Here is a 23,027-nt window from a genome sequence, read left to right as displayed (position 1 = left end):
AGACACCGGTATGACCCGAATCACCCGAGGGCTGTTGCTTTGCCTGGCGCTGCTGGCCGGACGCGGCGCGCTGGCGCAGCCTGACGGCATGTTGGCGGGCAACCTGTCCAGCGTCGGCTCCGACACGCTGGCGAATCTGATGGCGCTGTGGGCGCAGGATTTCAGCCAGCATTATCCCAACGTCAACCTGCAGATCCAGGCCGCCGGTTCGTCGACCGCGCCGACCGCGTTGGCGGCGGGCGCCGCGCAGCTGGGCCCGATGAGCCGGCCGATGAAGGCGGCCGAGGTTTCGGCGTTCGAACACCGTTACGGCTATGCGCCGCTGGCGGTGCCGGTAGCGGTGGATGCGCTGGTGGTGTTGGTGCATCAGGACAATCCGCTGCGCGGCCTCAACCTGCAGCAGCTCGACCGCATTTTCTCCGCCACCCGGCGCTGCGGCGAAAGCCAGCCGCTGACGCGCTGGGGCGAGCTGGGGCTGCGCGGCGACTGGGCGACGCGCTCGCTGCAACGCTTCGGCCGCAACTCGGCGTCCGGCACCTACGGCTATTTCAAACTGCGCGCGCTGTGCGGCGGCGATTTCATGCCGCGCGTCAATGAGCTGCCCGGTTCGGCCTCGGTAGTGCAGGCGGTGGCCGGTTCGCTCAACGGCATCGGCTACGCCAGCATTGGCTTTCGCGCCAGCGGCGTGCGGCTGCTGCCATTGGCGGAGTCGGGAGAGGACTATGTCGCGCCTACCGCCGCCAACGTGCGCAACGATCGCTACCCGCTGTCGCGCTATCTGTATATCTACATCAACAAAGCCCCCCATCAACCGCTGGAGCCGCTGACCGCCGCGTTTCTCGATCGCGTGCTGTCGACACCAGGGCAAAGCCTGGTCAATCACGACGGCTATCTGCCACTGCCGCCGGCCGCCCTGCAGAAGACCCGCCAGGCGCTCGGGTTGCCACCGCTCGCGCCGGCCACGGTGCAATAAGCGACAAAAAGCGGCGTAATTTTCGCCTTTTCTCACGGCAAAACGGAGCTTATACCACGCGAAAACCGGGCATTTATTGGCGTTTTCGCGCGGTAAAGTGATATATGCTTCACGTTTCGTGAATTCATTGTTCAAAAATGATACAAATCATGTAGTGTATATTTATTGATAGCCAATATGATCGACTGGTGGCTAAAGTTTATATGGTCGATAGCTCTGCTTTTCGCCGTGCGTCTTGCCTTGAAGCGCTATAAACGTTTACCTTAGCCTTCGTTGTCGGATTAAACCTCCATTTTTATAACTCCTAAAATTTTGCCCATCTTCATGAGCGGCCACTTTCGAATAGGGACATAAACGCCGGATCGACTGCGTTTAGGGTGCTTATTTGGCGCTGCGACGATCGGGCATGCCGGCAACCGGGTGGGGCGTTTCGCCACCACGCTATCGGACAATTTTTTTCATTTGAACAGGCAACACGACATCGTATGAGTCATCGTTTAACGTCAAAAGATATCCTGGCACTGGGCTTTATGACCTTTGCCTTATTCGTTGGGGCCGGGAACATCATTTTCCCGCCGATGGTCGGCTTGCAGTCCGGTGAACACGTCTGGACTGCGGCGCTGGGCTTCCTGATCACCGCCGTGGGCCTGCCGGTCATCACCGTCATCGCGCTGGCGCGCGTCGGCGGCGGCATCGACGCCCTCAGTTCGCCGATCGGCCGCGGCGCCGGCCTGCTGCTGGCGACCGTCTGCTACCTGGCCGTCGGCCCGCTGTTCGCCACGCCGCGCACCGCCACCGTGTCCTTTGAGGTGGGCATCGCCCCGCTGACCGGCGACGGCGCCATGCCGCTGTTCATCTATAGCCTGGTGTATTTCGCGCTGGTGATCGGCATCTCTCTGTATCCGGGCCGCCTGCTCGATACCGTTGGCCATGTGTTGGCGCCGCTGAAGATCGTCGCGCTGGCCGTACTGGGCATCGCCGCGCTGCTGTGGCCTGCCGGCGCGCCGATTCCGGCGACGACGGCTTATCAGAGCGTGCCTTTCTCCTCCGGCTTCGTTAACGGCTATCTGACCATGGATACGCTGGGCGCGCTGGTGTTCGGCATCGTTATCGTCAACGCGGCGCGCTCGCGCGGCGTGAAAGACGCCGGCCTGTTGACCCGTTACACCATTCTGGCCGGTTTGATCGCCGGCGTGGGCCTGACGCTGGTGTACCTGAGCCTGTTCAAGCTGGGTTCCGGCAGCGGCGCGCTGGTGCCTGACGCCACCAACGGCGCGGTGATCCTGCACGCTTACGTTCAGAACACCTTCGGCGGCCTGGGCAGCTTCTTCCTGGCGGCGCTGATCTTCATCGCCTGCATGGTGACCGCGGTAGGCCTGACCTGCGCCTGCGCCGAGTTCTTCGCGCAATACCTGCCGTTCTCGTACAAGACGCTGGTGTTTATTCTGGGCCTGTTCTCGATGGTGGTGTCCAACCTCGGCCTGAGCCACCTGATCCAGATCTCCATTCCGGTGCTGACCGCGATTTACCCGCCGTGCATCGTGCTGGTGGTGCTGAGCTTCACCCTGCGTTGGTGGCACAGCGCGCCGCGTATCATCGCGCCGGTGATGCTTGTCAGCCTGTTGTTTGGTATTCTTGACGCGGTGAAAGCGTCCAGCTTCCAGCAGCTGCTGCCGGCCTGGACCACTCACCTGCCGCTGGCGGAGCAGGGGTTGGCATGGTTGCCGCCTTCGCTGCTGATGCTGGTGCTGGTCGCGATTTATGATCGGGTGTGCACGCGTTCCCAAGTGACCGCGCACTGATAATCCCCCGGCTTAATCCAGGGCCACGGACATGTCCGTGGCTTTTTTACGTTTAAAACTATGGGTCATCTTCATGCAACAACAGTCACCCACCACCGCCTCCGACAATAAGCTGAAACGCGGCCTCAGTACGCGCCATATTCGCTTTATGGCGCTGGGATCGGCCATCGGCACCGGGTTGTTCTACGGCTCGGCGGACGCCATCAAAATGGCCGGCCCGAGCGTGCTGCTGGCTTACCTGATCGGCGGCATCGTGGCCTTCATCATCATGCGCGCACTGGGGGAGATGTCGGTCAATAACCCGCAAGCCAGCTCATTTTCCCGCTACGCGCAGGACTACCTCGGCCCGATGGCGGGTTACATCACCGGCTGGACTTACTGCTTTGAAATTCTGATCGTCGCCATCGCCGACGTGACCGCCTTCGGCATCTATATGGGCGTCTGGTTCCCGGAAGTGCCGCACTGGATCTGGGTGCTGAGCGTGGTGCTGATCATCGGCGCCATCAACCTGATGAGCGTCAAGGTGTTCGGCGAGCTGGAGTTCTGGTTCTCGTTCTTCAAGGTCGCCACCATCATCATCATGATCGCGGCCGGCATCGGCATCATCATCTGGGGTATCGGCAACGGCGGGCAACCGACCGGCATTCATAACCTGTGGTCGAACGGCGGCTTCTTCAGCAACGGCGTTATCGGCATGATCCTGTCGCTGCAGCTGGTGATGTTCGCTTACGGCGGCATTGAAATCATCGGCATCACCGCCGGCGAAGCCAAAGATCCGAAAAAATCGATTCCCAAAGCCATCAACTCGGTGCCGTGGCGCATTCTGGTGTTCTACGTCGGTACGCTGTTTGTCATCATGTCGATCTACCCGTGGAACCAGGTGGGCACCAACGGCAGCCCGTTCGTGCTGACCTTCCAGCATATGGGCATCACCGTGGCGGCAGGCATCCTCAACTTCGTGGTGATCACCGCTTCGCTGTCGGCGATCAACAGCGACGTGTTCGGCGTTGGCCGCATGCTGCATGGCATGGCCGAGCAGGGCCATGCGCCGAAGATGTTCAGCAAGGTGTCGAAACGCGGCATTCCCTGGGTGACGGTAGTGGTGATGATGCTGGCGCTGCTGCTGGCGGTGTACCTCAACTACATCATGCCGGAGAGCGTATTCCTGGTGATCGCCTCCCTGGCGACCTTCGCCACCGTGTGGGTGTGGATCATGATCCTGTTCTCCCAAATCGCCTTCCGCCGCAGCCTGAGCAAAGAGCAGGTGAAGCAGCTGGCGTTCCCGCTGCGCGGCGGGGTGTTCACCTCGGTGGTGGCGATCGTGTTCCTGGTATTCATCATCGGCCTGATCGGCTATTTCCCGACCACGCGCGTCTCGCTGTACGCCGGCCTGGTCTGGGTGGTGTTGCTGCTGGCGGGGTACTGGTTCAAGGTCAACCGGCAGAAAAAACGCGCGCTGTTGGCGACGCAGCAAGACTAAATGGAAAAACACCGGCTGAGGCCGGTGTTTTTTTAGGGTTTATCTTCCACTTCCTCATCCCCGGCGGCGCGCGCTTCGATGCGCATACCGCCGTCGTTCAGGCGTTCCTCCTCTTCCTCGCCGGCGCAGCGTGCCAGCACTTCGCGAATGTCCTGCAGGTTGCTGCTAAGGGCGCTCAGCGAAGGTTGCAGATTGCGGGGCATGCGGCTTTCATCCAGCGATGCGCTGTGCAGGCAGCCGATAAACAGCAGCGTGGCCATCAGGGTAAACAGCCGATGACGTATCCGTTTCAGCAAGGGCTTTCCCTCTCGGTGGTGAAGGTGATGGCGCATTAACGCCGTTTTCGCCGGGGAAAAGAAGGGGATGGAGATATCTGCTGGCAATTGAAAGCGAATAATTACCAGCAGACACAGTTACGTCAGCCGACGTCAGGAAGCGTTCGCGCTTTGTCGCAGCATGCCGCGCAGGTCGTTGCCGGTCGGCGTCTGATGCACGCGCAGGCCGAACTCGTCGATCACCGCCAGGATATGGTCGAAAATATCCGCCTGAATGCTTTCATACTCCGCCCAGACCGTGGTGTTGGTGAAGGCGTAGATTTCCAGCGGCAGGCCCTCCGGCGTCGGCGCCAGCTGGCGCACCATCAGCGTCATGTTCTGGTGAATACGCGGATGAGCGCGCAGGTAGGCTTCCAGATAGGCGCGCAGCGTGCCGAGGTTGGTGAGACGGCGGCCGTTGAGCGGCGAGGCCAGATCGACGGCGATCTCCTGGTTGTGCTGGCTCAGCTCCTGGGTTTTGTTATTCAGATAGCTGTGCAGCAGCGGGTTGCGCTGCAGGCGGCGCTGTTCCTCTTCCGACAGGAAGTGCACGCTGCCGGTGTCGATATTCAAGCTGCGCTTGATGCGGCGCCCGCCGGATTCCGACATCGAACGCCAGTTCTTGAATGAGTCGGAGATCAGCGCGTAGGTGGGGATGGTGGTGACGGTGTTGTCCCAGTTGCGCACTTTGACCGTGGTCAGGCCGATGTCGGTGACCGCGCCGTCGGCGCCGTATTTCGGCATTTCCAGCCAGTCGCCGATCTTGAGCATATCGTTGGCGGAGAGCTGAATGCCGGCCACCAGCCCGAGGATCGGATCCTTGAACACCAACATCAAGACCGCGGTCATGGCGCCCAGGCCGCTGAGCAGCAGCAGCGGCGATTTGCCCATCAGCAATGAGACGATCATGATGCCGATCAGGATCGCCGCCACCAGTTTCAGGCCCTGGAAAATGCCGCGTAGCGGCAGCTGATTGGAAATCGGGCTTTGGCGCAGCAGCGCCAGCAGCGTATCCAGCAGCGAGAACAGCGACAGCAGGGTGAAGGCGAGGATCCACACCTGCGCGGCGGTGACGATCACCGCCTGGGTCTGGCTGCCGCTCTGCAGCCACAGCGTCGCCTGGATACTGATGATCACCCCTTGCAGCAGCAGTGCCACGCGCTGGAACAGTTTGTATTGGGTGATGGCCTGTTGCCAGACGCGCTGCGATTGCTGGCCACGGCGCTGAAGAGCAGCCAACACCACCCGGTGCAGCACCAGGTGGATCGCTACCGAGATCAGAACAATCAACCCCAATACCATCAACAGCGACATCACTCCGCCGAATTCCAAACCAAACTGTTCCAGCCAGCGCGTTATCTGTTGTTGCATTACCGCTCCTTAAAAAATGCGCAAAAAATATCCTGTAAACTTAAAACGCGTTAGCCTAAGGGGTAACGTGCAGGATTTGTACCTGTTTACCTTTTTTTACATCAAGTTAGCGTTATTTTTCGGTCTCCGCCCCCCGGCTCATCCCCGGGTTTTGCGGCCAGAGAGGAGGGGGAGTTGCACTTAACGTGGCATTGTTCGTTTCTTGAAGAACGCCGTCGATTTCGTTTGGTACAGCAGGAGAACAGTATGCTTAACGCCTGGCATCAACCGGTCCCGCCTTTTGTGGTGAAACAAGGGCAACGTTTGGATATCACGCTGTGGTTACAAGGGGATGAACTGCCGGAACGGGTGTTTTTGCGCGCCGAACCGGACAATGAAGAGTGGCTGCTGGTGATGAAAGCGCAGCGCCACGAGGGGATGCGGCGCTACCAGGCCAGCCTGACGCTGAATGAGGGCGAGCCGACGCGGCGATACTGCTTCAAGCTGCTATGGGCCGATCACCAACAGTGGTTCGGCCCGCAGGGCTGGTCGTCAACGCCGCCGGGCCAGCTGGCGCAGTTCGCCGTCGACGATCCTGACAATGGCCCCGAGTGGGTGGCGGATCAGCTGTTCTACCAGATTTTCCCCGATCGCTTCGCCAGCAGCGGCGGCGAGCACGGCATCCAGAGCGGCAGCTATCGCCATCATGCGGCCGGCGCCGAGGTAATTCGGCGCGACTGGCAGCACCCGTTGGAGGATCGCCACGCCGCCTCGACCTTTTACGGCGGCGATCTGGACGGCATCAGCGGCAAACTGCCGTACCTGCAGCAACTGGGCGTGACGGCGTTGTACCTGAACCCGATTTTTACCGCGCCGAGCGTGCATAAGTACGATACCGAGGACTATTACCAGGTCGATCCGCACTTCGGCGGCAACGCGGCGCTGCAGCGTTTGCGAGTAAGCACTCACAAGGTGGGCATGAAACTGGTGCTGGACGGGGTATTCAACCACACCGGCGATTCGCACCCGTGGTTTGACCGCCATCGTCAGGGCGAAAACGGCGCCTGTCACCACCCCGATTCGCCGTATCGCGGCTGGTTCAACTTCTACCCGGACGGCCGCGCGCTCGACTGGAAGGGCAACGCCAGTCTGCCGAAGCTCAACTTCGCCGAGCCGCAGGTGGCGGAAGCGATCTATCGCGGGGAAGGCAGCGTGGTGCGTCACTGGCTGCGCCCGCCGTACAGCATCGACGGCTGGCGGCTGGACGTGGTGCATATGCTGGGGGAGAACGGCGGCGCCACCGGCAATCTGCGCCACCTGGCGGGCATCTATCAGGCGGTGAAGCAGGAGAATCCGCAGGCCTATGTCTTGGGCGAGCACTTTGGCGACGCGCGCCGCTGGCTGCACGCCGGCGTGGAGGATGCGGCGATGAACTACATGGGATTCGCGCTGCCGGTGCGGGCGTTTTTAGCGGGGCTGGACGTGGCCTACCACCCGGTGCGGCTGGACGCCGCCGGGTGCGCGCAGTGGATGGACGGTTACCGCGCCGGGCTGCCGCACAGCCGCCAGCTGATCCAGTTCAATCAGCTGGACAGCCACGATACCGCGCGTTTCCTCACGCTGTTGCAGGGGAACGCGGCGCGCATGCAGATGGCGGCGGTGTGGCTGCTGAGCTGGATCGGTGTGCCTTGCCTCTATTATGGCGATGAGATTGGGTTGGACGGCGGCAACGATCCGTTCTGCCGCAAGCCGTTCCCGTGGGACGTCGGCGACTGGGATCGGCCGCTGCTGGCGCTGTTCCAGCGCATGGCGGCGCTGCGTAAACAGAGCCTGGCCTTGCGCCGCGGCGGCTGTCAGGTGCTGTGCGCCAGCGGCGAAACGCTGGTGTTCGTGCGTCTGTATCAGCAGGAGCAGGTGTTGGTGGCGCTGCAGCGCGACGGCAGCGGCCAGGCGCAGCTGCCGCATAACCCGCTGTTGGCGCGCGGCCCGTGGCGGCGTGTGGAAGGGCGGGGAGAGTTGAGCGAAACGGCGGGCGGGTTGCGCCTGCAGTTGGCGGAAGAGTCGGCCACCGTATGGCGCTGCGAGGGCTAAAGGGAGTGCGGGGGCAGAAACGCCCCCGCGATTAAGGTGAGTGGGTATTTACATCAGTAACCGACAGCCGAGCCTGCCGGACGGCGCACGTCGTTGGCGCCGTACAGATAGCCTTCACGCACTTTACCGGAAACTGCCGAATCGTTGCCGGAGTTGGCCGGGCTGACGCCCGCCGCGCCCGGCAAACCGACCAGAATCAGTTCGGCGGCGCCCCACGGCGTTTGCTCGACCATCTTATAACCCATGCCGCTCAGCAGCTTCAGCGTATCGGCGGAAACGCCGCGCTGTTCGTAGTACACCTCATCCGGCAACCATTGGTGATGGATGCGCGGTGCGTCTACCGCTTCCTGCGGCGCCATGCCGTGGTCGATCACGTTCAACGCAGTCTGCAGGGTGATGGTGATGATGCGCGAACCACCAGGCGAGCCTAGCACCATAAAGATCTTGTTGTCCTTGGTTACCAGCGTCGGGCTCATTGACGATAGTGGGCGCTTACCGGGGGCAATGCTGTTGGCGGTGCCCTGCACCAGCCCGTACAGGTTTTTCTCGCCCACTTTGACTGTAAAGTCGTCCATCTCGTCATTGAGGAAGAAGCCGGTGCCCGGTGCGATCACCACGGCGCCGAAGCGGCCGTTGACGGTATAGGTGGTGGAGACCGCGTTGCCGTCGTGATCGACGATCGAATAGTGGGTGGTTTCCGGCTTCTCATGCGGCTCCATGCCGGGCTGCACGTTTTCCGACGGCGTGGCCTTGTCCGCGACGATTTTCTTGCGGATCTGCTCGGCGTAGCTCTTGCTCACCAGCCGGTCGATCGGGTTCTTGATGAATTCCGGGTCGCCCAGGTAGGTGTTGCGATCCATGTAGGCATGGCGCATCGCTTCGGTCATGGTGTGAATGGCCGCCGCCGAGTTGAAGCCCATGCTCTTCAGATCATAGCCTTCCACCACGTTGAGGATTTCGCACAGCGTCACGCCGCCGGAGCTGGGAGGCGGCGCTGACACGAACTTGTAGCCGCGATAGCTGCAGGTGATCGGCGGGGTTTCGGTGACTTTATAGTTGGCGAAGTCGGCCGCCGTCAAAATGCCGCCGCCCTGTTTGGCCGCCGCCTCCACCGCCTGCGGGATCTTGCCTTTATAGAAGGCGTCGGTTCCGCCTTTGGCGATGGCCTCCAGCGTGTTGGCCAGATCGGTTTGCACCAGTTTATCCCCCGGCTGCAGCGGGCTGCCGTCCGGGCGCAGGAAGATTTTGGCCGACTCGGGATCCTGTTTGAAACGTGCAACGGTGGTGTCGAGAATATCGGTATCGGCGCGGGTCAGCACAAAGCCTTCGCGCGCCAGCTTGATCGCCGGCGCCAGCACCTGTTCGCGGCTCAGTTTGCCGTACTTCTCACGCGCGGTTTCCATTCCCAGCACGGTGCCCGGCACGCCCGCCGCCAGATAGCCGTACAGGCTGGCGTCTTTCTTCACCTTGCCGTCGGCGTCCAGATACATGTTGGCGCTGGCCGCCGCCGGCGCGGTTTCGCGGAAGTTGATGAAGGTGTCGGTGCCGTCCGCCAGGTGGACGGTCATAAAGCCGCCGCCGCCGATGTTGCCGCAGCAGGGGTTAACCACCGCCTGCGCGTAGCCGACCGCCACGGCGGCGTCGATGGCGTTGCCGCCCATTTTCAGGATATCCACGCCGACCTGCGAGGCCAGATGCTGCGAGGTGACCACCATGCCGTTTTGGGCTTCCACCGCCGGGTTGGATGCCGCATACAGGCTGCCGCTGACCAGCAGCGCCGCCATGGTCAGGGGTTTGCTCCATTTCTGTAAAAACATAGTTATTCCTACCCTGTCAGTTTTTTATTGTGTTGTGTTTGCTTGCCGTTGTTCGCTTGCAAAGCGCGAGCCAGCGTTATTGATAGTAGCCGCAGATGGGCGTATGCGCGGTGAACAGGGTAGGAAATGTGAGCGGAAACAGGGAAATAAAGCACTGAAGGCGGGCGGGCTGCCCCAAAATGGAGCATAAAAAAACCGGCCGCGGGGGCCGGTTGATTCACTATCAGGCTGAAATTACAGCTTGGCAGCGTTTTCAGACAGGTATTTTGCCACGCCGTCTGGGGAAGCGCCCATACCTGCTTTGCCTTTTTCCCACTGAGCCGGGCACACTTCACCGTGCTCTTCGTGGAATTGCAGCGCGTCAACGGTACGGATCATTTCGTCGATGTTACGGCCGATTGGCAGGTCGTTAACCACCTGAGCACGCACGATGCCGTCTTTGTCGATCAGGAAGGAGCCGCGCAGCGCAACGCCGGCTTCCGGGTGTTCGATGCCGTAAGCTTTCTGGATTTCACGCTTAACGTCAGCAACCATTGCGTATTTCACTTCACCGATGCCGCCTTTGTCGACAGGGGTTTTACGCCATGCGTTGTGAACGAATTCTGAGTCGAAGGAAACGCCAACCACTTCAACGCCACGCTTCTGGAACTCTTCATAGCGGTGATCGAAAGCGATCAGCTCGGAAGGGCATACGAAGGTGAAGTCCATTGGCCAGAAGAACAGCACGGCTGGTTTGCCGTTCAGGTGCTTCTTCAGGTTGAAGTTTTCAACGATTTCGCCGCTACCCAGTACGGCAGCTGCAGTGAAGTCAGGGGCTTGACGAGTTACCAGGACCATAATTACTCCTGTAATAGGTGTTAAAGGGTGGATGTAAAAACAAGGGCCAGTATAGGGGCCGTGACTTGGTGAATAAAGGGTAAAAGACCAATCGATGAGATAGCTTTCACCTATCAAAGTCGTTGATATAATTTATCGAGCTTTAAAAATAACCTTTTCCCACAAAAGGGCAAGCGGCAAAACGTAAATTCTTGCAAGGTGCTGCAATTTCAAACGCTTGGGCTTGACCTCAGAGCGTTTTTTCCTTCGCCTGCCGCATCATTTGCGGATAAAACTGCCAGAATTGTGTTTCAAGCTGATGATAATGTTGTTCGACGTCGGCGAACGAGCCGGCCAGCGCCTCAAGGCGCGGGCGGCGGCTGGCCATGCCCTGCAGCACCCGGGCGATGAACGGCAATTCGGCGTAGCGTTCCAGCCAGCGCTCCGGCCACAGATAGCCGTTCAGGTTCTGAAAACGCGGCGGCGTGAGCGGCAGGTAAGGTTCGATCTGGCTGCGGGCTTCCTGGGTGAACTGGTGCAGATCGCGCGAGGGCTCCAGTTGCTGCCAGTGGCGCGCCAGAAAATGGTCCCACACCACGTCGAGGGTGATCGGCGCCACGCGGCGGTAGGGGGCGCTGAAATAGTCGCGGCTGGTTTTGACCTGCGGCAGGCTGTCGGTCAACACGTCGACGCGGCGGTGCATCATGATGCCGGCCACCACGTCGGGCTGGTAGTCGGCGGCGGGGTTGCCGCGCACGAAGTCGGCCAGCAGGTTGCCCAGCAGCGAGCTGTCCGCCAGCATGGCCAGGTGAAGATGAGCGAGAAAATTCATCCCTCAACTATACCTGAAGTCAGGCAAATCCTCCTTATTTCTTGCCGCTGACCGCCCCCGGCTTTAGACTAGGCCGCCTGTTTTTTACCAACCAGTCCTAAATTGAAGAAGTGAATACCCATGCGCGTCGCTGATTTTTCGTTTGAACTTCCCGAATCCCTGATTGCCCATTATCCCCAGGCCGAGCGCAGCGCATGCCGCCTGCTGCAGCTGGACGGGCCGAGCGGGGCGCTGACGCATGGCGTATTCACCGATCTGCTGGACAAGCTGGAGGCCGGCGATCTGCTGGTGTTCAACAATACCCGCGTGATCCCGGCGCGCATGTTCGGCCGCAAGGTCAGCGGCGGCAAGATTGAAGTGCTGGTGGAGCGCGTGCTGGACGACCATCGCGTGCTGGCGCACGTGCGCGCGTCGAAAGCGCCGAAGCCGGGCGCCGAGCTGCTGCTGGGGGATGACGAGAGCATCGCCGCCACCATGGTGGCGCGCCACGAGACGCTGTTCGAGCTGCGCTTCAACGACGAGCGCGACGTGTTCACAATCCTCAACGCCGCTGGCCACATGCCGCTGCCGCCTTATATCGCCCGCCCGGATGAAGACGCGGACCGCGAGCTGTATCAGACGGTCTACAGCGAGAAGCCGGGCGCGGTCGCCGCGCCGACCGCCGGCCTGCACTTCGACGAACCGCTGTTGGCGGCGCTGCGCGCCAAGGGCGTGGAAATGGCGTTCGTGACGCTGCACGTCGGCGCCGGCACCTTCCAGCCGGTGCGCGTGGAAACCATCGAAGATCACGTGATGCACGCCGAATACGCCGAGGTGCCGCAGGAGGTCGTGGATGCGGTGCTGGCCTGCAAAGCGCGCGGCAAGCGCGTGGTGGCGGTGGGCACCACCTCGGTGCGTTCGCTGGAAAGCGCCGCGGCGGCCAGCAAAGAGGCGCTGATTGCGCCGTTCTTCGGCGACACCAGTATCTTTATCTATCCGGGCTATCACTACCAGGTGATCGACGCGCTGGTGACCAACTTCCACCTGCCGGAATCCACCCTGATCATGCTGGTATCGGCCTTCGCCGGCTACAAAAATACCATGAACGCCTATCAGCAGGCGGTGGCCGAGCAGTATCGCTTTTTCAGCTACGGCGATGCGATGTTCATCAGCCGTAATCCGCAGGCGGAAAACGAATCCGTCGGCGGCTAAATTCCCGGGCTGCGCGCACGGCGCGGCCCCGTTTCAACGACATCAGACTGTTTCTCTGATGCTGGAGGCTTTGTGAAGTACGAACTACAAACTACCGATGGCCGCGCTCGCCGCGGCCGCCTGATTTTCGACCGCGGCGTGGTGGAAACCCCGGCCTTTATGCCGGTCGGCACCTACGGCACGGTCAAGGGCATGACGCCGGAAGAAGTGAAAGAGACCGGCGCGCAGATCCTGCTGGGCAACACCTTCCACCTGTGGCTGCGCCCGGGCCAGGAGATCATGAAACTGCACGGCGATCTGCACGACTTCATGCAGTGGCCAGGTCCGATCCTCACCGACTCCGGCGGTTTCCAGGTGTTCAGCCTGGGGGCGATGCGCAAGATCAAAGAGGAAGGCGTGTACTTCCGCAACCCGATCAACGGCGACAAGGTGTTCCTGAGCCCGGAAAAATCGATGGAAATCCAGTATGACCTGGGCTCCGACATCGTGATGATCTTCGACGAATGCACGCCGTACCCGGCCGACTGGGACTACGCCAAGCGTTCGATGGAAATGTCGCTGCGCTGGGCGGAGCGCAGCCGCAAGCGTTTCGACGAACTGGAAAATAAAAATGCGCTGTTCGGCATCATTCAGGGCGGCGTTTACGAAGATTTACGTGATGTTTCCGTCAAAGGGCTGGTGGATATCGGCTTTGACGGGTACGCTGTGGGCGGCTTGGCTGTAGGCGAGCCGAAAGAGGATATGCATCGCATTCTTGAACACGTTTGCCCGCAAATTCCGGAAGATAAGCCACGCTATTTGATGGGCGTCGGCAAGCCGGAAGATTTGGTGGAAGGCGTGCGCCGCGGCATCGACATGTTCGACTGCGTCATGCCGACCCGCAACGCCCGCAACGGCCATTTGTTCGTGACTGACGGTGTGGTAAAAATCCGTAATGCCAAGCACAAGGATGATACTTCTCCGCTGGATAAGGACTGTGATTGCTACACTTGTCGCCATTACAGCCGCGCCTACTTGCACCATCTCGACCGTTGCAACGAAATATTGGGTGCTCGACTGAACACGATTCATAACCTGCGTCACTACCAGCGCCTGATGGCGGGTTTACGCCAGGCTATTGAAGAGGGTAAATTAGAGCAGTTTGTTGCGGATTTCTATGGTCGGATCGGCAAGCCGATTCCGCCTTTAAACGCTTGATCTAATAATTGATAACTTAATGAGGGAATTTCAATGAGCTTTTTCATTTCTGACGCCGTCGCATCCGCAGGGGCTCCGGCTCAGGGAAGCCCGTACTCTCTGATCATTATGCTGGTGGTGTTCGGCCTGATCTTCTACTTCATGATCCTGCGCCCACAGCAGAAACGCGCGAAAGATCACAAGAAGCTGATGGACTCTATCGGTAAAGGCGACGAAGTGCTGACCACCGGCGGCCTGATCGGTCGCGTGACCAAAGTGGCCGACACCGGCATCATCGCCATCGCGCTGAACGACACCACGGAAGTGATGATCAAGCGTGACTTCGTGGCGGCCGTTCTGCCGAAAGGTACCATGAAGGCCCTGTAATCTTTTTTCCCGAAGGGAATTGCCGTGCTAAACCGTTATCCTTTGTGGAAGTATCTGATGTTGATCGTCGTGATCCTCGTCGGTCTGCTTTATGCGCTTCCCAACATCTACGGTGAGGATCCGGCCGTACAAATCACTGGCGCGCGCGGCGTCGCCGCCAGTGAAACTACGCTGGACCAGGTCCGTACCGTATTAGAAAAAGACAACATCGCGAGCAAGTCGATTGCGCTGGAAAATGGCGCCATCCTGGCTCGCTTTAAAGATCCTGACGTTCAGCTGCGCGCCCGCGAAGCGCTGGTGACCGAGCTGGGTGACAAATTCGTCGTGGCGCTGAACCTGGCGCCGGCCACGCCGACCTGGCTGGCCATGCTGGGCGCAGAGCCGATGAAACTCGGCCTGGACCTGCGCGGCGGCGTGCACTTCCTGATGGAAGTGGACATGGACACCGCGTTGAGCAAGCTGCAGGAACAGACCATGGATACCCTGCGCAGCGAGCTGCGTGAGAAGGGCATTCCTTACGCGTCTATCCGCAAGCTGGACAACAACGGCGTGGAAGTTCGCTTCCGCGACGATGCGGCCCGTGACCAGGCCATCAGCTACATCGGCCCGCGTCAGCGCGATCTGGTGCTGTCCGCCAATGGCGCCAACACCATGAAAGCCAACCTGACGGACGCCCGTCTGAGCGAAGCGCGCGAATACGCCGTACAGCAGAACATCACTATCCTGCGTAACCGCGTCAACCAGCTCGGCGTCGCCGAACCGCTGGTGCAGCGCCAGGGCGCCGACCGCATCGTGGTTGAGCTGCCGGGCATTCAGGACACCGCGCGCGCCAAAGAAATTCTGGGCGCCACCGCGACCCTGGAGTTCCGTCTGGTGAACACCAATGCGGACGCCACTGCGGCGGCCAACGGCCGCGTGCCGGGCGACTCCGAGGTGAAATATACCCGTGACGGCCAGCCGATCGTGCTGTACAAGCGCGTGATCCTGACCGGTGACCACATCACCGACTCCACTTCGAGCACCGACGAATACAACCAGCCGCAGGTTAACATCTCGCTGGACAGCGCCGGCGGCACGTCGATGTCCAACTTCACCAAGGACAACATCGGCAAGCCGATGGCGACCCTGTTCGTGGAGTATAAGGACAGCGGCAAGAAAGACGCCAACGGCCGTGCGGTGCTGGTGAAACAGGAAGAAGTGATCAACGTGGCGAACATTCAGTCGCGTCTGGGCAACAGCTTCCGCATCACCGGCATCGGCAACCCGAACGAAGCGCGTCAGCTTTCGCTGCTGCTGCGTGCGGGTGCGCTGATCGCGCCGATTCAGATCGTCGAAGAGCGCACCATCGGTCCAACCCTGGGTCAGCAGAACATCACCCAAGGTCTGGAAGCCTGTCTGTGGGGCCTGGTGGCGTCCATCGTCTTCATGGTGGTCTGGTACCGTAAGTTCGGCGTGATCGCCACCACGGCGCTGGTCGCCAACCTGGTGCTGATTGTCGGCGTGATGTCCCTGTTGCCGGGGGCGACGCTGACCATGCCGGGTATTGCCGGGATCGTGTTGACGCTGGCGGTGGCGGTTGACGCCAACGTACTGATTAACGAACGTATCAAGGAGGAGCTGAAGAACGGCCGGTCCGTTCAGCAGGCGATCCATGAGGGCTATAAAGGCGCGTTCTCCAGTATCGTCGACGCCAACATCACCACCCTGATCACCGCGGTCATCCTGTACGCAGTGGGCACCGGTTCGATCAAGGGCTTTGCGATCACCACCGCTATCGGTGTGGCGACGTCCATGTTCACCGCGATTGTCGGTACCCGTGCCATCGTCAACCTGCTTTACGGCGGCAAACGCATTAACAAGCTGTCTATCTGAGGAGTGCGTTGTGGCACAGGATTATACTGTTGAGCAACTCAACTACGGCCGTAAAGTCTACGACTTTATGCGCTGGGACTATTTGGCCTTCGGCATCTCGTTGCTGCTGTTGGTCGCGTCGATCGTCACCATGTCGGTGCGCGGCTTTAACTGGGGTCTGGATTTCACCGGCGGTACGGTGATTGAAATCAACCTGGAGAAGCCGGCTAACCTCGACCTGATGCGCGATACGCTGGAGAAGGCCGGATTCCAGGATCCGATTATCCAGAACTTCGGCAGCAGCCGCGACGTGATGGTGCGCATGCCACCGGCGACCGGCACCGCAGGCCAGGAACTGGGCAACAAGGTGATCGGCGTGATCAACGACTCGGTGGATAAAAACGCCACCGTGAAGCGTATCGAGTTCGTCGGCCCGAGCGTGGGCAGCGAACTGGCGCAAACCGGCGGCATGGCGCTGCTGGTGGCGTTGATCTGTATCCTGATCTACGTCGGTTTCCGCTTCGAATGGCGCCTGGCGCTGGGGGCGGTTATCGCGCTGGCGCACGACGTGATCATTACGCTGGGCGTGCTGTCGCTGTTCCACATCGAGATTGACCTGACCATCGTGGCGTCCCTGATGTCGGTTATCGGTTACTCGCTGAACGACAGCATCGTGGTTTCCGACCGTATTCGTGAGAACTTCCGCAAGATCCGCCGCGGCACGCCTTACGAGATCATGAACGTGTCGTTGACCCAGACGCTGAGCCGTACGCTGATGACTTCCGGTACTACCCTGATGGTGGTGCTGATGCTGTACATCTTCGGTGGCGCGATGCTGCAAGGCTTCTCGCTGGCGATGTTGATCGGCGTGTCGATCGGTACCGTCTCCTCCATCTACGTCGCGTCCGCGCTGGCGTTGAAACTAGGGATGAAACGCGAACACATGCTGCAGCAAAAAGTGGAAAAAGAGGGCGCCGATCAGCCTTCGATTCTGCCTTAACCGCCGCAGTATTCAGCGAAATGAGAAGGAGCGCCGCCGGCGCTCCTTTTTTTTGCCTCGAGTTTTCAGTGTTGCTGCACCACCGCCGGTTGGGCGGTCGAAACCAGACTGTGCAGACGGATATAGCCCAGCTGTTCCGGCGTCAGGCCGCTGAAGCGCAGCTCAAAGTCCTGGCCGGGTTTCGGCAGCAGCGAGTCGGCGCTGGCGATCGGTTGCGACAGCGCCTCGGCGGTCAACGGCCGCCCGGTGGCGTCGTCCAGTTGGCCCCATTCCACCACCGCGTTGAACGGCGGCAGCGTGGCCTGTGAGAGGGTGCGCACATGCAGCTGCGCCTGCGTGCCGTTGGCTTCGCTCTTGATGTGGCTCAGCGAAACGCTCAGCTCGCCGATGCCGCTTTGCAAACGGGCGGCGCTTCGGGCCGCCGGCAGCAGGTAGACGCCGTTGTCGGAGTGCTGATTGAGCATATTCTGCCGCTCCAGCGCGGTGGTTTGATCGGTCAGCACGCTCACTTTCTGGTTCAGCGCGGCGACCTGATGGCGCAGTTGAGGGACGGCAGCGTTGTGCGCGCAGCCTGCCAGCAACAAGGCGGCGGCGAGCAGGGCGATTTTGGGGTAACAGGTTGTCATGACGGCGATTTCCTATGCTGAATCTCCTGTTATCAGCTTAGTCCGCCCGGAGGGGAAAGTCATATCGGCGCCGCTTCCCGGCTGCGTGTCGCAACAAATGGCCGCCGCCCTTTGTTGTGGCTGCACTTCGGGGTAAACTGCATTTATCTATAAAAACGTTTATCAGGACGTGTTATGCATTGCCCTTTCTGCGCCGCCGTTGATACCAAAGTCATTGATTCCCGCCTGGTGGGGGACGGTTCGCAAGTGCGCCGCCGCCGCCAGTGTCTGGTGTGCAATGAACGCTTCACCACCTTCGAGGTGGCCGAGTTGGTGATGCCGCGAGTGATTAAAAGCGATGAGGTGCGCGAGCCGTTCAACGAAGACAAACTGCGCCGCGGCATGCTGAAAGCGCTGGAAAAGCGCCCGGTAAGCTCGGACGACGTGGAAAACGCCCTTAATCATATCAAATCCCAACTGCGCGCCACCGGCGAACGCGAAGTGCCGACCAAACTGGTGGGCAACCTGGTGATGGACGCGTTGAAAAAGCTGGATAAGGTGGCCTACATTCGCTTTGCGTCGGTATACCGCAGCTTCGAGGACGTGCGCGAGTTCGGCGAAGAGATTGCCCGCCTGCAAGACTAAAGGATCTTTCATGCATCACGACGAATTTTACATGGCGCGCGCCTTCGAACTGGCGCGGCTGGGGCGTTTCACCACCGCGCCCAATCCGAACGTCGGCTGCGTTATCGTGCGCGACGGCGAAATTGTCGGTGAAGGCTATCATCTGCGCGCCGGCGAGCCGCACGCGGAAGTGCATGCGCTGCGCATGGCGGGCGACAAGGCGCGCGGCGCCACCGCCTATGTCACGCTCGAACCGTGCAGCCATCACGGCCGCACGCCGCCCTGCGCCGATGCGCTGGTGGCCGCCGGCGTGACGCGGGTGGTCGCGGCGATGCAAGATCCCAATCCTCAGGTGGCGGGGCGCGGCTTGTACAAGCTGCAGCAAGCCGGCGTCGAAGTACGTCATGGCCTGATGCTGGCCGAGGCCGAAGCGGTCAACCTGGGCTTCCTCAAACGCATGCGCACCGGTTTCCCCTATGTGCAACTGAAGCTGGGCGCGTCGCTGGACGGGCGCACGGCGATGGCCTCCGGCGAGAGCCAGTGGATCACCTCACCCGAAGCGCGTCAGGACGTGCAGCGCCTGCGCGCGCAGAGCGCCGCGATCCTCAGCACCAGCGCCACCGTGCTGGCGGACGATCCGTCGCTGACGGTGCGTTGGGATGAGCTGGATGCCGAGACCCAGCGCCTCTATCCGCGCGAAAATCTGCGTCAGCCGCTGCGCATCTTGCTCGACAGCCAAAACCGCATTACCCCGCAGCACCGCGTGGTGCAGCAGCCGGGCGCCACCTGGCTGGCGCGCCTGCAGGCGGATGAACAGGCCTGGCCGCAAGACGTTGAGCAGTTTATCTGCCCGGCGCACGGCGGCGGCGTCGATCTGGTGGTGATGATGATGCTGTTGGCCAAGCGCCAGGTGAATTCAATCTGGGTGGAGGCGGGCGCATCGCTGGCCGGCGCGCTGCTGCAGGCCGGCCTGGTGGATGAGCTCATTTTGTACATCGCGCCAAAACTGTTGGGCGATAATGGCCGCGGCCTGTGTCATTTGCCGGGCCTGGAGCGGTTGGCCGACGCACCGGAATTCGTCTTTAGCGACGTGCGCCAGGTTGGCCCCGATCTGCGTTTGCGCCTGCGGGCGAAACACTGAATCTCGCGCCCGCGCGCCGGTTTTACAAAAGCGCCGCGCAGGCGATGAAAGAATATGATAGAATCCGCCCCCCTGCGGGGTATTGAACCCATTTTTAAGGAAAGCCCATGAAAGTTATCGAAGGTGTTGTTGCTACTCCAAATGCCCGTGTGGCGATCGCAATTGCACGTTTTAACAATTTCATCAACGACAGCCTGCTGGAAGGCGCCATCGACGCGCTGAAACGCATTGGTCAGGTTGCTGACGACAACATCACCGTTGTCTGGGTCCCGGGCGCTTACGAGCTGCCGTTGACGGCGAGCGTATTGGCCAAAACCGGCAAATACGACGCGGTTATCGCGCTGGGCACCGTTATCCGTGGGGGCACCGCGCACTTCGAATATGTGGCGGGCGAAGCCAGCTCCGGCATCGGCAACGTTGCGATGAATGCCGAAATCCCGGTTGCCTTTGGCGTGCTGACCACCGAAAGCATCGAACAGGCGATCGAACGCGCCGGCACCAAAGCGGGCAACAAGGGCGCTGAAGCCGCGTTGACCGCACTTGAAATGATTAATGTTATCAAAGCTATTAAAGCCTGAATTTAGTTAAGGGGAATTCCGTGAAACCTGCTGCTCGTCGCCGCGCTCGTGAGTGCGCTGTTCAAGCGCTTTACTCTTGGCAGTTGTCTAAAAACGACCTTGCCGATGTTGAACACCAGTTCCTGACGGAGCAGGATGTCAAAGATGTTGACGTCGCCTATTTTCGCGAGTTGCTGTCCGGCGCGGCAGTGAATGCAGGTATGCTGGACGAACTGATGGCGCCATACCTGTCGCGTCAGCTCGAAGAGCTGGGCCAGGTGGAGCGCGCAGTGCTGCGCGTCGCGCTGTTTGAACTGAAAATGCGCGAGGATGTCCCTTACAAGGTGGCGATCAACGAAGCGATCGAGCTGGCGAAAACCTTCGGCGCGGAAGACAGCCACAAGTTTGTGAACGGGGTGCTGGATAAAGTGGCGCCAACCCTTCGCAAGAAAAAGTAAAACATTAAGGCCGGTATCCCCGGCCTTAATTTCTTCTCGTGGAATATCGATATGGCATGCGGCGAATTTGACCTCATTGCCCGCTATTTTGACCGGTTTAAGCGCGTGCGCCGGGATGTACAGTTGGGCATTGGAGATGACTGCGCACTGCTGGCAGTGCCGGAAAAACAGCTGGTGGCCGTCAGTACCGATACGTTGGTGGCGGGCGTGCACTTCTTGCCGGACATCGATCCGGCCGATCTCGGTTATAAAGCGCTGGCGGTCAATCTGAGCGATCTGGCGGCGATGGGCGCCGATCCGGCGTGGCTTTCGCTGGCCCTGACCCTGCCGGAGGTGAACGAGCCCTGGCTGAAGGCCTTCAGCGACAGCCTGTTTGATCAGCTCAACTATTACGGCATGCAGCTGATCGGCGGTGATACCACGCGCGGCCCGCTGAGCATGACCTTGACCATTCAGGGCTTGATCCCGGCCGGCCGGGCGTTAACCCGCAGCGGCGCGCGCATCGGCGACTGGATCTACGTGACCGGCACGCTGGGCGACAGCGCCGCCGGTCTGGCGATTCTGCAGGATCGTCTGGCGGTGCCGGAGGCGGCGGCGCGCGATTACCTGATCGCTCGCCATCTGCGCCCGCAGCCGCGGGTGCTGCAGGGGCAGGCGCTGCGCGATCTGGCCAGCTCGGCGATCGACATCTCCGACGGCCTGATTTCCGATCTGAAACACATCCTGAAGGCCAGCGACTGCGGGGCACGCATCGTGCTGGACGAGCTGCCGATGTCGCAGGCGCTGAGCAGCCACGCGGATGCCGAGCAGGCGCTGCGCTGGGCACTGGCGGGCGGCGAAGATTACGAGCTGTGCTTCACCGTGCCGGAGATCAACCGCGGCGCGCTGGAAGTGGCGCTGAGCCACCTCGGCGCCGACTACACCTGCATCGGCCAGATTGGCCCGCTGTCTGAAGGCATCCGCTATTATCGCAACGACGAAGCGGTAGAGCTGGACTGGGCCGGGTTCGATCATTTCAATGCGGAGTCGGGCACTCATGGATGAAGCCAAGCGTCGGCTGCGGATGAGCAATCCGTGGCACCTGCTGGCCACCGGTTTTGGCAGCGGTTTGTCGCCGGTGATGCCGGGTACCATGGGATCGCTGGCGGCGATCCCGTTCTGGCTGCTGCTGATCCAGCTGCCGTGGCAGCTCTACTCGCTGGCGGTGATGTTCAGCATCTGTATCGGCGTCTATATTTGCCACCGCACGGCAAAAGACATGAAGGTGCACGATCACGGCAGCATCGTCTGGGATGAGTTCGTCGGCATGTGGATCACGCTGATGGCGCTGCCGGTCAACGACTGGCGCTGGGTCGCCGCCGGTTTCGTCATCTTCCGCATTCTGGATATGTGGAAGCCGTGGCCGATCCGCTGGTTCGACCGCAACGTGCATGGCGGCATGGGCATCATGGTCGACGATATCATCGCCGGCGTGCTGTCCGCCGGTATCATCTACCTGATTGGCCACCACTGGCCGATCGGGCTGTTCTGACAGACGGGCGCGGCGTTTCGCGCCCGCTTCCCTTTATTCAAATCCCGTCACCCGATGCGGTACGTAAGCCGTCTCCAGTTCCGCCACCTCTTGCGGCGACAGACTCAAATCGACCGCGGCGATGGCGTCATCCAACTGCTCGCTGCGCGAGGCGCCAACGATCGGTGCGCTGACCGCCGGTTTGTTCAGCAACCAGGCCAGCGCGATCTGCGCGCGTGAAACGCCGCGTTCTTCGGCGAGGCTGGCGACGCGTTCGGCGATGATGGCGTCGATGCCTTCAGTTTCCTCGTACAGGCTTTTGCCGAACTGGTCGGAGACCAGCCGCGCGGTGGTTTCGCCCCAGGGGCGGGTCAGGCGGCCGCGCGCCAGCGGGCTCCACGGCAGTACGGCGATGCCTTCGGCGGCGCACAGCGGGTGCATCTCGCGCTCTTCTTCGCGCTGGATCAGGTTGTATTGATCCTGCATGCTGACGAAGCGCGTCCAGCCGTGCAGATCGGCGGTATACAGCGCCTTGGCGAACTGCCAGGCGTACATCGAGGAGGCACCGATGTAACGCGCCTTACCGGCTTTCACCACGTCGTGCAGCGCTTCCAGCGTCTCTTCCAGCGGCGTTTCGTAATCCCAGCGGTGGATTTGCAGCAAATCGACATAGTCGGTGCCGAGACGGCGCAGGCTGTCGTCGATGGACTGCATGATGTTGGCGCGCGACAAACCGCGCTTCAGATTGCTCAGCGGGAAATAGACCTTGGTGGCGATAACGACGTCCTCGCGGCGTGCATAGTCGCGCAGCGCCCGGCCGAGGATCTCCTCGCTGCTGCCGTCGGAATAGCTGTTGGCGGTGTCGAAAAAGTTGATGCCGGCTTCCAGCGCCTGTTTCAGCAGCGGGCGGCTGCTCTCTTCCGGCAGCGTCCAGGCGTGATTGCCGCGGTTCGGTTCGCCATAGGTCATGCAACCCAGGCAGATGCGCGAGACGTTCAGATCGGTGTTGCCCAGTTTCAGGTACTTCATGCTTGCCTCCCATTCACAGCTCA

Annotated in this window: 22 protein-coding genes; 15 read left to right on the top strand and 7 right to left on the bottom strand. The window is 60.8% G+C overall.

Annotation, left to right across the window (positions count from 1 at the left end; all coding sequences use genetic code 11):
* The first annotated feature begins 10 nt into the window (after positions 1-10).
* The 3 genes from ACJ8IJ_RS11345 (at position 11) to proY (ending at position 4,255) form a co-directional block, all read left to right on the top strand.
* The gene (locus ACJ8IJ_RS11345) at positions 11-973 is read left to right on the top strand and encodes a PstS family phosphate ABC transporter substrate-binding protein (protein ID WP_004940432.1); all 963 of its coding nucleotides are present in this window, start codon (positions 11-13) and stop codon (positions 971-973) included.
* Positions 974-1,458: 485 nt separating this feature from the next.
* The gene (gene brnQ, locus ACJ8IJ_RS11340; RefSeq protein WP_015376824.1) at positions 1,459-2,775 is read left to right on the top strand and encodes a branched-chain amino acid transport system II carrier protein; all 1,317 of its coding nucleotides are present in this window, start codon (positions 1,459-1,461) and stop codon (positions 2,773-2,775) included.
* Between the two features lie 73 nt (positions 2,776-2,848).
* Positions 2,849-4,255, top strand: coding sequence for a proline-specific permease ProY (proY, locus tag ACJ8IJ_RS11335; protein ID WP_004940425.1), 1,407 nt, complete (start codon positions 2,849-2,851; stop codon positions 4,253-4,255).
* Between the two features lie 32 nt (positions 4,256-4,287).
* Here proY and ACJ8IJ_RS11330 read toward each other — a convergent pair whose 3' ends face one another.
* Positions 4,288-4,551, bottom strand: coding sequence for a hypothetical protein (locus tag ACJ8IJ_RS11330; RefSeq protein WP_088381285.1), 264 nt, complete (start codon positions 4,549-4,551; stop codon positions 4,288-4,290).
* Between the two features lie 132 nt (positions 4,552-4,683).
* Entirely contained in the window at positions 4,684-5,940 is a 1,257-nt protein-coding gene (locus ACJ8IJ_RS11325; RefSeq protein WP_004940416.1) for a mechanosensitive ion channel family protein, read from the bottom strand.
* 246 nt (positions 5,941-6,186) lie between these two features.
* Here ACJ8IJ_RS11325 and malZ point away from each other — a divergent pair, with 246 nt between their 5' ends.
* Positions 6,187-8,010, top strand: a complete 1,824-nt coding sequence (gene malZ, locus ACJ8IJ_RS11320) for a maltodextrin glucosidase (RefSeq protein WP_442518628.1) — start codon at positions 6,187-6,189, stop codon at positions 8,008-8,010.
* A gap of 53 nt (positions 8,011-8,063) precedes the next feature.
* Here malZ and ggt read toward each other — a convergent pair whose 3' ends face one another.
* The 3 genes from ggt to ACJ8IJ_RS11305 form a co-directional block, all read right to left on the bottom strand.
* Positions 8,064-9,827: a gamma-glutamyltransferase gene (gene ggt, locus ACJ8IJ_RS11315; protein ID WP_015376829.1), complete on the bottom strand. Its 1,764-nt coding sequence runs from the start codon at positions 9,825-9,827 to the stop codon at positions 8,064-8,066.
* A 234-nt stretch (positions 9,828-10,061) separates the two neighbouring features.
* Positions 10,062-10,664 (bottom strand): peroxiredoxin C, encoded by a 603-nt coding sequence (locus tag ACJ8IJ_RS11310; protein ID WP_004940403.1) that lies wholly within the window; start codon positions 10,662-10,664, stop codon positions 10,062-10,064.
* Positions 10,665-10,893: 229 nt separating this feature from the next.
* Positions 10,894-11,475: an ACP phosphodiesterase gene (locus ACJ8IJ_RS11305; protein ID WP_004940396.1), complete on the bottom strand. Its 582-nt coding sequence runs from the start codon at positions 11,473-11,475 to the stop codon at positions 10,894-10,896.
* Between the two features lie 120 nt (positions 11,476-11,595).
* Here ACJ8IJ_RS11305 and queA point away from each other — a divergent pair, with 120 nt between their 5' ends.
* From queA to secF, 5 genes are all read left to right on the top strand, one after another.
* Complete coding sequence (gene queA, locus ACJ8IJ_RS11300) at positions 11,596-12,666, top strand: tRNA preQ1(34) S-adenosylmethionine ribosyltransferase-isomerase QueA (RefSeq protein WP_004940394.1); 1,071 nt, start codon at positions 11,596-11,598, stop codon at positions 12,664-12,666.
* A 72-nt stretch (positions 12,667-12,738) separates the two neighbouring features.
* Positions 12,739-13,863, top strand: coding sequence for a tRNA guanosine(34) transglycosylase Tgt (gene tgt / locus ACJ8IJ_RS11295; RefSeq protein ID WP_004940392.1), 1,125 nt, complete (start codon positions 12,739-12,741; stop codon positions 13,861-13,863).
* A 33-nt stretch (positions 13,864-13,896) separates the two neighbouring features.
* A complete protein-coding gene (gene yajC, locus ACJ8IJ_RS11290) occupies positions 13,897-14,229 on the top strand; it encodes a preprotein translocase subunit YajC (protein WP_004940391.1) in 333 nt (110 codons plus the stop codon).
* Between the two features lie 24 nt (positions 14,230-14,253).
* Positions 14,254-16,101, top strand: coding sequence for a protein translocase subunit SecD (gene secD, locus ACJ8IJ_RS11285; protein ID WP_004940390.1), 1,848 nt, complete (start codon positions 14,254-14,256; stop codon positions 16,099-16,101).
* A gap of 10 nt (positions 16,102-16,111) precedes the next feature.
* Positions 16,112-17,080, top strand: coding sequence for a protein translocase subunit SecF (gene secF / locus ACJ8IJ_RS11280; RefSeq protein ID WP_004940389.1), 969 nt, complete (start codon positions 16,112-16,114; stop codon positions 17,078-17,080).
* A 65-nt stretch (positions 17,081-17,145) separates the two neighbouring features.
* Here secF and ACJ8IJ_RS11275 read toward each other — a convergent pair whose 3' ends face one another.
* Positions 17,146-17,706 carry a DUF3251 domain-containing protein gene (locus tag ACJ8IJ_RS11275; RefSeq protein WP_442518627.1) on the bottom strand — a complete coding sequence of 187 codons (561 nt, stop codon included), beginning with the start codon at positions 17,704-17,706 and terminating at the stop codon, positions 17,146-17,148.
* 174 nt (positions 17,707-17,880) lie between these two features.
* Between ACJ8IJ_RS11275 and nrdR the strand changes: the two genes are divergently transcribed.
* The 6 genes from nrdR (at position 17,881) to pgpA (ending at position 21,996) form a co-directional block, all read left to right on the top strand.
* Entirely contained in the window at positions 17,881-18,330 is a 450-nt protein-coding gene (nrdR, locus tag ACJ8IJ_RS11270; RefSeq protein ID WP_004940387.1) for a transcriptional regulator NrdR, read from the top strand.
* A gap of 10 nt (positions 18,331-18,340) precedes the next feature.
* Entirely contained in the window at positions 18,341-19,450 is a 1,110-nt protein-coding gene (ribD, locus tag ACJ8IJ_RS11265) for a bifunctional diaminohydroxyphosphoribosylaminopyrimidine deaminase/5-amino-6-(5-phosphoribosylamino)uracil reductase RibD (protein ID WP_021504683.1), read from the top strand.
* A 107-nt stretch (positions 19,451-19,557) separates the two neighbouring features.
* The gene (gene ribH, locus ACJ8IJ_RS11260) at positions 19,558-20,028 is read left to right on the top strand and encodes a 6,7-dimethyl-8-ribityllumazine synthase (RefSeq protein WP_004940385.1); all 471 of its coding nucleotides are present in this window, start codon (positions 19,558-19,560) and stop codon (positions 20,026-20,028) included.
* Between the two features lie 20 nt (positions 20,029-20,048).
* A complete protein-coding gene (gene nusB, locus ACJ8IJ_RS11255; RefSeq protein ID WP_004940384.1) occupies positions 20,049-20,465 on the top strand; it encodes a transcription antitermination factor NusB in 417 nt (138 codons plus the stop codon).
* Positions 20,466-20,516: 51 nt separating this feature from the next.
* Positions 20,517-21,509 (top strand): thiamine-phosphate kinase, encoded by a 993-nt coding sequence (thiL, locus tag ACJ8IJ_RS11250; RefSeq protein ID WP_442518626.1) that lies wholly within the window; start codon positions 20,517-20,519, stop codon positions 21,507-21,509.
* Complete coding sequence (gene pgpA, locus ACJ8IJ_RS11245; RefSeq protein WP_004940382.1) at positions 21,502-21,996, top strand: phosphatidylglycerophosphatase A; 495 nt, start codon at positions 21,502-21,504, stop codon at positions 21,994-21,996. Before thiL ends, pgpA begins: the two co-directional genes overlap by 8 nt.
* A 33-nt stretch (positions 21,997-22,029) precedes the next feature.
* Here the strand turns inward: pgpA and ACJ8IJ_RS11240 are convergent, their stop codons facing one another.
* On the bottom strand, positions 22,030-23,004 hold the full coding sequence (locus tag ACJ8IJ_RS11240; protein WP_033634009.1) for an aldo/keto reductase: 975 nt from the start codon (positions 23,002-23,004) through the stop codon (positions 22,030-22,032).
* Between the last annotated feature and the right edge of the window lie 23 nt (positions 23,005-23,027).

The sequence above is a fragment of the Serratia sp. CY40230 genome (assembly GCF_052168835.1).
In the GTDB taxonomy this organism is placed as follows: domain Bacteria; phylum Pseudomonadota; class Gammaproteobacteria; order Enterobacterales; family Enterobacteriaceae; genus Serratia; species Serratia nematodiphila.
This window is presented reverse-complemented; position numbering and strand designations above follow the sequence as displayed.